9 protein-coding genes, 1 tRNA gene and 1 pseudogene are annotated in these 12,186 nt (G+C 34.2%); 10 read left to right on the plus strand and 1 reads right to left on the minus strand.

What is annotated here, in order from left to right:
- Window positions 1-98 precede the first annotated feature (98 nt).
- A pseudogene (locus tag QNJ66_RS06915) lies at window positions 99-581 on the plus strand (DUF29 family protein).
- 544 nt (window positions 582-1,125) lie between these two features.
- Window positions 1,126-1,356, plus strand: coding sequence for a hypothetical protein (locus QNJ66_RS06920; RefSeq protein WP_300504421.1), 231 nt, complete (start codon window positions 1,126-1,128; stop codon window positions 1,354-1,356).
- Here QNJ66_RS06920 and QNJ66_RS06925 read toward each other — a convergent pair.
- Entirely contained in the window at window positions 1,353-3,128 is a 1,776-nt protein-coding gene (locus tag QNJ66_RS06925; RefSeq protein ID WP_300504423.1) for a GGDEF domain-containing phosphodiesterase, read from the minus strand. The two genes, QNJ66_RS06920 and QNJ66_RS06925, sit on opposite strands and share 4 nt — an antisense overlap.
- 551 nt (window positions 3,129-3,679) lie before the next feature.
- Here QNJ66_RS06925 and QNJ66_RS06930 point away from each other — a divergent pair.
- From QNJ66_RS06930 to QNJ66_RS06965, 8 genes are all read left to right on the plus strand, one after another.
- A complete protein-coding gene (locus QNJ66_RS06930) occupies window positions 3,680-4,990 on the plus strand; it encodes an AAA-like domain-containing protein (protein WP_300504425.1) in 1,311 nt (436 codons plus the stop codon).
- Window positions 4,991-5,129: 139 nt separating this feature from the next.
- The gene (locus QNJ66_RS06935; protein WP_300504427.1) at window positions 5,130-6,176 is read left to right on the plus strand and encodes an amino acid ABC transporter substrate-binding protein; all 1,047 of its coding nucleotides are present in this window, start codon (window positions 5,130-5,132) and stop codon (window positions 6,174-6,176) included.
- Window positions 6,177-6,372: 196 nt separating this feature from the next.
- Entirely contained in the window at window positions 6,373-6,735 is a 363-nt protein-coding gene (locus QNJ66_RS06940) for a hypothetical protein (RefSeq protein ID WP_300504429.1), read from the plus strand.
- 193 nt (window positions 6,736-6,928) lie between these two features.
- Window positions 6,929-8,098 (plus strand): ABC transporter permease subunit, encoded by a 1,170-nt coding sequence (locus tag QNJ66_RS06945; protein WP_300504430.1) that lies wholly within the window; start codon window positions 6,929-6,931, stop codon window positions 8,096-8,098.
- A gap of 250 nt (window positions 8,099-8,348) precedes the next feature.
- Window positions 8,349-9,392, plus strand: coding sequence for an AI-2E family transporter (locus QNJ66_RS06950; RefSeq protein ID WP_300504432.1), 1,044 nt, complete (start codon window positions 8,349-8,351; stop codon window positions 9,390-9,392).
- 38 nt (window positions 9,393-9,430) lie between these two features.
- Window positions 9,431-10,645, plus strand: a complete 1,215-nt coding sequence (locus QNJ66_RS06955; RefSeq protein ID WP_300504434.1) for a homocysteine biosynthesis protein — start codon at window positions 9,431-9,433, stop codon at window positions 10,643-10,645.
- Window positions 10,646-10,769: 124 nt separating this feature from the next.
- Window positions 10,770-11,462: a PHP domain-containing protein gene (locus QNJ66_RS06960; RefSeq protein ID WP_300504436.1), complete on the plus strand. Its 693-nt coding sequence runs from the start codon at window positions 10,770-10,772 to the stop codon at window positions 11,460-11,462.
- 208 nt (window positions 11,463-11,670) lie between these two features.
- A tRNA-Ala gene (locus QNJ66_RS06965) sits at window positions 11,671-11,743 on the plus strand.
- The last annotated feature ends 443 nt before the right edge of the window (window positions 11,744-12,186 follow it).

A 12,186-nucleotide genomic window follows, 5' to 3' on the forward strand; every position in this document is an offset into this window, starting at 1 on the left:
AAAGTTGTGAAACAAGACACAAGCATAGTTTTAAATGAATTACAATAGTAAAGTATTAAAAACTAAGTTTAATCAATATTAGAGGAGGTTTTGCCCCAATAAATAATAACTTATATGAAACAAATTATGAGTTATGGTTAGAGCAGCAAATAGAAGCTATTGAAAAAAAAGATTCCGATGCTTTAGACTGGGATGATTTAGCAGCATAACTGAAAGATTTGTCAACTTTTCCCCATGATTTGCTCAATGATTATTTGATTATGTTACTTTTCTATATGATGAAAATTGCTGTTCAAAGAGATACTTATTTAGATTTTAATAGCCAATGGATGCTTAATGTTGTTAGGAATAGAATTCTTATTAAGAGATTAATAAAACAATATCCTAAAAGCTTAAATTCTTATTTACAAAAATCCATTACACCTGTTTATGAAGAAGTGCTTGAATTGCTACTCTTAGAAAGAGACTGGAAAAGAAACAAGACTTATGATTATCCCAAATTTTGTCCTTTTACCATTGAACAAATATTGGACAAAGATTTCTTTCCTAATGATCAAAGAACAATATTAATAGATAATTAAGTTTCTAAATAACACTATAAAAAATAGTCAGGACAGATAGACTCTGGTAAAAGGGAACAAGGAGCAGTAAAGTGTCATAACTGTCCTACCATTCAATAATGCACAGTGTTATAAAACAGCGAAATCAATACAAAGATATAATCTTCCAGTTGCGTTACTCAAGAGAGTAGGAGCTAAAGAGGAAAACAACTGTTTTTTAACCTTCTAATTTAGTTTAGAAATTAATCCCCCACTTGTCTGTGAGAAAATAGAATAAAATGTGATCTCTTCTCACACCCTCAAAAATGTTATCTGATAGCAGTTTTCAATTGGGTGTATCAAAATCTCAGTTTAGGGGGGGTGGGGAGTGTGGGAGGGGTGGAAAGTATTTTTCTTTGAGTTTGTAATCTATGCAAATGAAAATTGCTCTGAAGTGGTCATTATCCATTATCCATTGTGATGGAGCTAACAAATAAGATGTGATAGGTGAAACTGCACTTTTTCTCATTAATGATCATCATTAAGGAGAAACGTTTTAAGTATCGTTTTATTTAATTGTTAGTTTATGTCTATATATTCTTCTCATCTAACTCCTAATCATTCATCTATGGAAAATTTATCCCGTTTAATTGTTGAGCATTTAGAACAAAAAGAGCAATTATATCAAGCGGTTAACAAGTTAGTTAATGAACTGCATCACACCCAAATGTTACTAGAAGAAAATAAGTCAAAGGAAGCTTTATTAAAGGTTGAAGAATTAGTCCATTATGGGGAAAACATTAGCCGTCAATTTTAAATAATCAAGGGATTATTACCTTTCAAGATAATCTTTTCTACTTCTTCAGCAGTTAAGGGTTGAGCAAAGTAATATCCTTGTCCATAGGAACATCCTAATTGTTTAAGTTGTTCCCATTGTTTTTTTGTTTCAATTCCTTCTGCAATCACTTCCATCCCAAAATCATTAGCTAAATGAATAATAGTCTGGGTTAATCGTAATTTATCGATACTTTGAGACATATCTTTAATAAAACTGCGGTCGATTTTTAGCGTATCAAATGGAAAGCGATGAAGATAACTTAAGGATGAATAACCTGTCCCAAAATCATCCATTGATAAGTTAATTCCTAGTGCTTTCAATTGGTTTAAAATTGAACAAACTTCCTCAGTATTCTTGATAATACAACTTTCTGTTATTTCTAACTTTAAGCAATTTTTATTCATACCAGAATTTTGCAAAGTATTGATGATTTCTTCCACTAGATTGTTTTCTGAAAACTGTTTAACAGATAGGTTAATACTGATAATGAGTTCTTGATAACTATCAGAGAGTTTTTGCCATTCACACATCTGTTGACACCCCTGATTTAATATCCAGTTACTTAAGGGTATAATTAATCCTGTTTCTTCAGCAATTGGGATAAATTTTCCAGGATTAATTAAGCCTTTTTTGGGATGTTGCCACCTAATTAAAGCTTCAAATCCAATAACTTTTTGAGTATTTAATTCAACAATTGGTTGATATGTTAGTTCAAATTCTTGACGCTCAATAGCCCGTCTTAAATCATTATCTAATTCTAGACGATTAACGGCTTCAACGTACATTTCTTGACGAAAAATAGTATAACTTGCTTTATCTTTGATTTTAGCTTGGTTTAAAGCTGCACCAGTATCTCGTAAAATATCTCCAAATTTTTGATATTTGGTATCGCTGATAGTAATACCAATACTAGCACTACTGTAAACTTCATGACCATTCAATTGAAAGGGAAGAGCAAAACCTTTTTTGATCAAGTCTACTATTTCTAAGGTATGATCTAAATTACCCAAATGATTTAAAATAATTCCAAATTCATCACCTCCTAACCTTGCTAAAATGTCTTGCTCATGGAGATATGTTTTTAATCGCTCTCCCATTTGTATTAAGAGATTATCTCCCATTAAATGACCATAACTATTATTAATTAATTTAAACTGATCTAAGTCTAAAATCAAAACAGTAAAACAAAAACTTTTATCTTCCTGAGCTTTTTCTAAAGAGGTTTCTAATTCTTCAATAAATAGTTTTCGGTTAGGTAAACCCGTTAGTTTATCATGACGAAGATCATAGTATAATTTTCTCTCGTTCTCTTTAATTAATTTTTCTATTCTTTTCTCTTGACTAATATCTTGAGCTATGCAAATAATAGCCATAATTTCTTGGTCTTCAGAGTAAATTAATTGACTGGATAATAGAACTTCAACTTCTTGGTTATTTTTTCTAAAATAAGCAGATTCTATTGTTTTTTTGGAACTATTTTCAATAATGGAAACATCATCGCTATTCTGGTATAAAATATTCAAAATAGATTTATTAACTAACTCTTTTTCTGAGTAGCCTAATAAATTGATAGTTGTTTGATTAACCATCAATATTGTATAGTTTGTATCCAGGACAATTACACTATCATTAATTATATTGATAATGGTTTGTATCCAAGCACAAGCAACCATGCTTAAATCAGAAAACTGTTGATTAAGCTGTTTTAAAGCAAGGGTTAAATTGTTTTTATATTCAGTAGTCTTATTCATGATTTTTGTCTTTCAATAGACCTCTTGCAAAAGTCTTGTCTTTTATGGGATAGTAAGGGGTTATGCTTTTTAAATCTATGCTCATTGCTCAGATCAGGAATACAGGAAAAAGCAACGTTTGCAGTGAGCTTCGCTGTTTGGCCGCGCCAACTTTCCCAAAAAATGACTGCAAAAAATTTACCATCAAGGAGCTTCATAATTTTAAAATAACTCCTCATTATAGCACTAATTATTTTTGCACGATGTCTAATATAGCATAAAAAAACAATAGTCGAAAAATAGTTAGAATAAATAAACTTTGCTCAAAGGAAACAAGAAATATAAAACAAAACAGCAACAAATGTTCTAACCATCCTAACTCTAATGATTAGTGCTATACAACAGCTAAGTCAATTATAAGATGTCATTTAACCGTTATCTTACCATCTAAAAAATAGGAGTTAAACATGGAAAAAACTGGTTTTCAAGCTTCTAATTTAGTTTATGAATTAGAAAATAACTTGTCTGTGAGAAAATAGAATAAAATTTGATCTATTTTCTCACACTGAAAAATGTTATCTGAAGAAGAAGCTTTTAATTTAGTAGAAACTATCCTTAAACCTAACCTTCTCAACGATGTTCAAGTATTGGTATTTCGTCAGTGTTGGTTAGGGAAAACTTACCAAATGATTGCCGACGAAAATGGATATGACCCTGATTATATAAGGGTTGTGGGTTCCAGACTTTGGCAACAACTCTCAGACACTTTAGGCATAAAGATTACAAAAAGTAACATCCAGACTGCCTTAAGAAAATCTCTGAACCAAACATCCTCTCTATCCACCACTGCTTTAGATCAACTACCTTTTCCCGATGGAACTGTCCCCCTTGACTCCCCATTGTATATAGAACGTCCTCCCACGGAACAGCGAGCTTATGCTGAAATTATGAAACCAGCAGCTTTATTGCGCATTAAAGCTCCCTCTAAAATGGGAAAAACATCTTTAATGTTGAGAATTTTGGCTTATGCAAAAAGAAATAAGTATCATACGGTGCGTTTAAACTTACAACAAGCAGATAGTAGCTTATTCACCCATTTAGATCGGTTTCTACGTTGGATTTGTGCTAATATCGCCCATCAGTTAAAAAAAGTTCCCAGACTGGACGACTATTGGGATGAAGAATTAGGGAGCAAAGTTAGCTGTACTGCTTATTTACAAGGGTATATTCTCGAATCATTGCATTATCCCTTAGTTTTAGCTATAGATGAAGTGAATCATCTTTTTGAATATGGACAGATTGCTCAGGAATTTTTGCCCCTGTTGCGTTTTTGGCATGAGGAAGGCAATAATATTGATATTTGGCAGAATTTACGCTTAATTATTGTCCATTCTACAGAAATTTATATTCCTCTACAATTACAGCAATCTCCTTTTAATGTTGGTATTCCCATTCAATTACCTGAATTTACTCTAGAACAAGTTAAAGCTTTGGCCGAGTTTCATGGTATTTCAAATATTATCGATGACGAAGGAAATCAACCCTTAAAAAACTTGATGAAAATGGTAGGGGGACATCCTTATTTAATTCGTTTGGCCCTTTATCATCTTTACCAAGATAAAATAACCATGAAACAATTGTTAGAAGAAGCACCAACTCCCACAGGCATTTATTATCATCATCTACAAAATCACCTGATTAGTCTACAAAAAAATCCCGATTTAGCAGCTGCTTTTGTTAAAGTAATCAAAGCGAAGAAACCTATACAGTTAGAAACAATTATTGCTTATAAATTAGCAAGTATGGGATTGGTTAAATTAGAAGGAAAAGAAGTATTCGCTAGTTGTCAACTCTATTGTTTGTACTTTTCAATTTTCATTTAGTTCAGTCTATTTTTGATGTTAATTTTTAATTTATCAATTAAGCCGATAGCTGAATATTTTCCCCATGATTGATAATTAAGTCTCTGTCGTTTACACTAAACAGGAGTGCTTATCCATCTCCAATTTTGACAATTGATCTATGTTCAACAAACCCCATTTCATTTTAATAACATTATTGTTAACCATGCCCTTAACTGCTTGTGGAGGAGGTAGTCAAACCTCTCAAGTTACCACAAGTAGCAATCGTCTAGATACCATTAAACAACGAGGAACTGTGATCTGCGGCGTAAATGGGGAAGTCCCTGGTTTCAGTTTTGTGGACGAAAATGGCCAATATTCAGGGTTAGATGTGGATGTCTGTCGGGCGATCGCTGCTGCCTTATTCGATGATCCCGAGAAGGTAGAATATCGCAAATTAAGCGCACAAGAACGCTTTCCCGCCGTCCAATCAGGAGAAGTAGATATTCTCAATCGGAACACAACCTGGACCATTAGTCGGGACACTACTAACGGCATGGAGTTTGCCCCAACTATCTTTTATGATGGTCAAGGAATTATGGTAAAAACAGCTAGTGGTGTGACAAGTATGGAAGGATTAGCTGGTAAATCTATCTGTGTCTTAGCAGGAACCACCACAGAGCAAAATTTAGCCGACCAAATGCAAAAACGTGGCGTAACAGACTATAACCCTGTTACCTTTGAGGATGTGGACGCGCTGTATGCTGCCTATCAGGAAGGACGTTGCGAAGGGGTAACAGCAGATCGCTCTCAATTGGTTGCCCGTCGTTCCATTATACCTAATTCTAATGAGCATAATGTCTTAGATGTGGTCTTATCAAAAGAACCTTTGGGACCGGCTGTAAAAAATAATGATTCTGCTTGGTTTGATGCGGTTAAATGGATTACATTTTCTTTAATTCAAGCGGAAGAATTTGGTATTAATTCCCAAAACTTAGCTACATTTGAAAATAGCGAAGACCCCAATATCAGACGGTTTTTAGGGTTAGATGATAAATTAGGGGAAGGAATAGGATTACCTAACGATTTTTCAGCAAGAATTGTTAAGCACGTTGGTAATTATGGAGAGGTTTATGAGCGAAATATTGGTCAACCTTTGGGATTAGATCGAGGTCCTAATAAGTTATGGACAGAAGGAGGATTATTATATTCTCCACCGTTTAGATAAGTTGATCTGGACGATTAACCCCATTAGGGCAAAATAAATATAGTTACTAACAGAATTTATCTTTAAGTTTCATTATGATTATATTGAGTTTGACAGAAGTGAAGTTTGGTACTACATTGTAGCCAAATAACAAGAAGATTCCAAGATTAGTTTCTTATGTCCTTAAACTACCCATGCCTATTATATTATGTCTCAGATGGAAAAAAAATTAGGGAGCAAGATTTATTTTGGTACATTAGCTTTAGGGGAAAACTATCGCAATCTAGCGAAACTTTTAAGTAAAGATATCGAGAAATATTCCCCCAAAACTCCTCTAATTGTATTAATGGAAAAAATTTTATTTTTTAAAGATAAATTGGAAATCAACAAACTGAAAAAGAATGAATCAGCTTCAAAGGAAATTTCAGAACTTCTTACTACTCAGAAACAATTTGAGTATCCATCCAAGACATTTATAGAGAAAGTTATTAGCAAAATAACAAAACAAGTTACTTATTTATACTGCTTATTATCTTGTATAATTGTGACCATGAGAAATTTGAAATTCTATTATTTGTGAACATTACTGAAGTAAACTAAAAGGAGAAAACCATGACTAAAATAAAAAGTTTTTTAGAAAAATTGTTGCCTGAGAATATACTTGATTTATTCAGGTTAGTAAGACTTATTCCGATTAATTAATAAACAAGAGCTTCGCAAATTTGTTGAGTTTATAGATCGAGTCCTGATATGTACATATGTTACTGACAGAAATGAATGAAGAAAAAATACCTTTCTGGCGTGATTCAAGAATTATTAAAGTAATTATCCAGATTTTGATTATTAGTTCTATTTTATTACTAATAATTGTTTTTGGAAGCAATCTCGTTAATAATTTTAGACAATTAGGTTTGACATTTGGCTTTGGTTTTATCTTTGACCCGGAGTTAAATTCCCGTTTTAATATTGGTGATAGTCCTATTCCTTATCAACCCACTGATCCCTATTATAAAGCTGTTTTGGTTGGCTTATTAAACTCATTACGAGTTATGATTAGTGGGATTATTTTAGCCTTTTTCTTAGGGGTAATTATTGGTCTGGGAAGATTATCTGATAATTGGTTAGTGCAGAAAATAGCCACAATTTATGTAGAAACTATCCGCAATACACCTTTATTATTGCAACTATTTTTCTGGTATTTTGCTGTTTTTCTTAAGTTTCCTAAAATTGATAATCCTCTCATTCTTTTTAATTCTATTTTTCTCTCTAATCAAGGTGTTTATTTTCCTTTCCCCTTGGCTAATTTACAAACTTTTTTAGCTATTTTAACCTTATTTTTAGGTGTAGTTATTGCTTTTTTAATTTGGCGGAAACAAACCAAAACAATTATACAGCAAGGAACAACAGGGAGAATTTATAATATAGCTTTAATTATGATTATAATTGTCTCAATTTTAACTATTTTCTTTGGTTTAGATTGGCAATTTCCTAGTTATGATTCTCAAATAAAAAGGATTGAAGATGGCTTGAATATTTCCCCCGAATTTGCTACCTTGTTAACAGGATTAACCATTTACACCGCAGGGTTTATTGCTGAAGTGGTGCGATCGGGTATTCAAGCGGTTTCTCAAGGACAATGGGAAGCGGCCAAAGCATTAGGATTAAACTCAAGTTTAGTCATGCGTTTAGTCATTTTTCCTCAAGCATTACGGGTAATGATTCCTCCTCTAACCAGTGAATTTTTAAACTTAGCTAAAAATTCTAGTTTAGCGGTTGCTATTGGTTACAATGATATTTATGCTGTCTCTAATACCATTTCTAATCAAACAGGCAAATCAATCGAAATGTTATTAATTGTCATGGCAACTTATCTTATTTTTAACCTAATTATTTCCACATTCATGAACTCATTAAACCGCTTAGTACAACTCAAAGAAAAATAATAGGAGTGATAGCAAGTAAGATGAATGTAACCATTAGTTTTCTAATTAAAATAACCATCATTTCCTTGATATTTTCCATTATTATTAAATATTCAGGACTCTTAATTTCCATACCTCCTAGTGATATTAATGCCTTCATTATAGTTATGATACTACCATTGATAATTACTTTATTTTTAACTCAAAAAATGTTTAATAACGGTTCTAATTCTTAAGTATAGACATAACATCCAAAGAGGGTAAAATAGTTATGAAATTTTCTCAAGTCATTGGTTTTGTCATTTTAGCATTTTGTATTTACACTCTTTGGAAAATCAGACAATTACTACTCTTATTATTTACTGCTGCAATTATTGCTAATTTTCTCAATCATGGTGTTCAATTATTACAAAGAATAGGGATGAAACGTGGATATGCAGTATTATCATCCATCCTTTTATTATTGGCAATATTATCAGCATTTTTTTCCCTAATTGTTCCTCCATTTGCAGAACAATTACCAGAATTATTTCAGCTAGTTCCTTTAGGAATTGATGAATTAATTGTCACCATTAAAGAATTTATCTCACGTCTTGAACCAGAATTAATTGACGCTTTACCAACTACTCAACAAATAATTGAACAATTACAACCCTTATTACAAAGAATTGCTGGCCAAGGATTATTTGTATTTTATGCAACTTTAGGCATTCCCTTAACCCTACTGTTATTATTTGCTTTAACTTTGATGTTATTAGCTAATCCTACTGCTTATCGTCAAGGATTTATTCGTTTATTTCCATCATTTTATCGTCAAAAAATAGACTATATTTTGACAGAATGCGATCGCTCATTACAATGGGTACTAACCACCATACTATTTCAAATGGTGATGATTTCCTTGTTAAGCTTTATTGGTTTATCAATCCTCAAAATGCCCTTAACTTTGGCACAAGCAATGTTAGCAGGAATTTTAACCTTTATCCCCAATATTGGACCCGTTTTAAGTACCATTCCACCCTTAGCGATCGCTTTATTAGAAAATCCTTGGAAATCCATTCTTGTTTTTATTCTGTATATCATATTTTATATAGTCATTCAAATCACAGAAAAGAGATTATTGACCCGGTTAGTTATAGAAAATAGACAATCAATATTACCCCCATTAACCTTACTCTCACAAGTATTTTTTGCAAGTCTTTTCGGTGTTTTAGGTTTCTTTTTAGCCTTGCCTTTAGCCCTGGTTAGTCAAGTATGGTTGAAAGAAGTATTAGTTAAAGATATTTTAGACCGATGGCAGGTTAATAACAGATAATAAATATAGTGTTTCTCAAACAAAAAATACTGATAGCAATGCGAACAATCTCAGAAATTAACGAAAAAATTAGCAAAAAAAAAGCCGTAGTTTGGACCGTAGAAGAACTAAAAACAAGGGTTCAAGAAATAGGAATTGACCAAGCTTTTGAAACCGTTGATGTTGTCTGCACCGGCACCTTTGAACCAATGGAATCATCTGGGGCCATTCTCAACTTAGGTCATACCGATCCACCCATCAAAATACGACAATGTTGGTTAGACGGGGTTCCCGCTTATGCTGGGTTTGGGGCAGTGGATCTCTATCTGGGGGCAACTGCTATGGTGGATTATAAGGCGATGTCTGAGATCAATGATAGTGATAACCGTTCGGGAAATGTCTCTCTAGAAAGGGGTGGTGGTCATGTCATCGAAGACTTGATAGCAGGAAAACCAGTTAATATCAAAGCTATTGGTCAAGTTACCGACTGTTATCCCCGGGCCTCCTTTGAAACGACTATTACCCGTAAAACCATTAACCAATTTTATCTATATAACCCTCGTAACCTTTATCAAAACTTTATTGTTGGGGTCAATGGTAGCGATCGCCCTCTCCATACTTATCTCGGTCCACTACAACCCAGTTTAGGCAACGCTGTCTATTCTAACCCAGGAGCGATCGCCCCTTTATTCAACGATCCTGACTTAGAATTAATAGGCATCGGTAGTCGCATTTTTTTGGGGGGTGGTGTAGGTTATATTGCTTGGGAAGGGACTCAACATTTTCCTCTACAAAAACGCTTATCCAACCGCACTCCTATTGGTCCGGCTGCAACTTTAGCTTTAGTTGGAGATGCTAAAACTATGTCACCGCAATGGATTAAAGGCTGTTATTTTAAAAATTATGGTCCTTCGTTGATGTTGGGTGTAGGTATTCCTTTTCCTGTCTTGAATCGTAAGGTAATCGAACATTGTGCCATTGGGGATCAAGATGTGGTGGCACCGGTCATCGATTTTTCTATTCCCCGTCGGGTTCGTCCTACTTTTGGTTTAGTTAGTTATGCTCAATTAAAAACAGGCCGTATGACCATAGAAGGTAAAAGTGTTCGAGTTGCACCTTTAGCGAGTATTGCCTTATCCCGCAAAGTAGCGCAAGAATTAAAAAGTTGGATTGAAAAAGGCGATTTTACTTTAACCGAGTTTGTGGCCCCTTTACCCAAAGATCGGGCGTTTATGGCCCAAGACTTATGGGGATCTCAAATGACTTTAGACTAACTGACTACAATCAAAATAAAGTTTGCATTATGGATCACACTGAATCATGTAAAAACCTCTTATACTTAGAAATGTTACCAATATGTAACAAATCGCAATCTTTAACGGATTACCACCAGCTATTATGATCGTTTCAACGACAAGGAAACCATCGCCCCAAGACACTCAGACACTACAGGAAGTCTGGTTAAGACTCACTGCTAATAGTTGTCCTTATGAGTACAATTTTCACATGCACACCAAGCATTCTGATGGGCAACTCTACCCTGAACAACTGATTAAACAAGCAGCAAATATTGGACTTAAAGGACTCGCAATTACCGATCATCACTCTGTTGAAGGTTACAAAGTCGCTCAAAAGTGGCTCGAAAAAACATCTTTAGAAACACCAACCCATACTTTACCTCATTTGTGGACAGGAATTGAGATCACCGCTAGTTTGCTCAATATTGACGTACATATTTTAGGATATGCTTTTAATCCCGAACATCCAGCCATGACACCCTATCTTTGGGGAGAGTCTCCTCTGGGAACTCAAGCGTTGGCAGAGAATGTGATCGAAGCCATCCATAGAGCAGGGGGAATGGCAGTTTTAGCCCATCCCGAAAGATACCGTCGTTCTGCTAAAAAAGTGGTTCCTGCGGCTGTTGAACTAGGGATTGACGGGCTTGAAGCTTTCTATGCTTACAATAACCCTAATCCCTGGAAACCTAGTCCTCGTCAAACAGAAATGGTTTTAGGTTTAAGTTCTTTTTATGGACTGTATCATACTTGTGGCACAGATACCCACGGGCCAAACTTATTACAAAGGATTTAAAATAAAGACTTTGCCAACTATAGCAGGAGGCAGAAGGCAGGATCTAAAAACCCTGCTTATATTAGGTTTTAGTTTGAAAAAATGTCCTAACTGCCTTGGCAGTTGCTATAAATCAAAAATTTTCATTGATGACTTGACAAGACAAGGTAAATTAGGTTAGGTTGGTAGATGGACATTATTAAAGTTAGTTCTAGATGAGAACTCTCTGGGGGCTATAACTCAGTTGGTAGAGTGTCACAATGGCATTGTGAAAGTCAGCGGTTCGAGTCCGCTTAGCTCCATAAAAACTAAATCAGGTTCTTTAATTAACGGCATTTGACGTTGAAATGTGAGTAAAACACTCTTAAATGCTTGAATATCATCAGGATTATCTACTTGATACCGAGGAAAATGGATGTCCACACTACGCCTTGATAATTGACCGCTTAAGTTCCGAAAAGTCAATAATTCATAGGTTCCCAACAAACAATGGAGAATAGTGGTCATATTAGGGCGTGTCTGCAAAGTCAATTTGGGAACTGTGAAAGGCGATCGCCAACCTACTAATTATTCAAATCAATATCTGCCATTGTTTGAAGTTTAGCTAAAACTGACATCTTGCACCTTCAAATAAAATCCTAGTTTTGTTAGAGGCAGGAGTTGAAAGGCAGGAGGCAGAAGGAGTAATAGCTAGATATAATCTTAAATAGCCAATTATGAGCAATTTAAAAGCTAAATAATCTTA

Source organism: Crocosphaera sp. (assembly GCF_030064895.1).
GTDB lineage: Bacteria > Cyanobacteriota > Cyanobacteriia > Cyanobacteriales > Microcystaceae > Crocosphaera.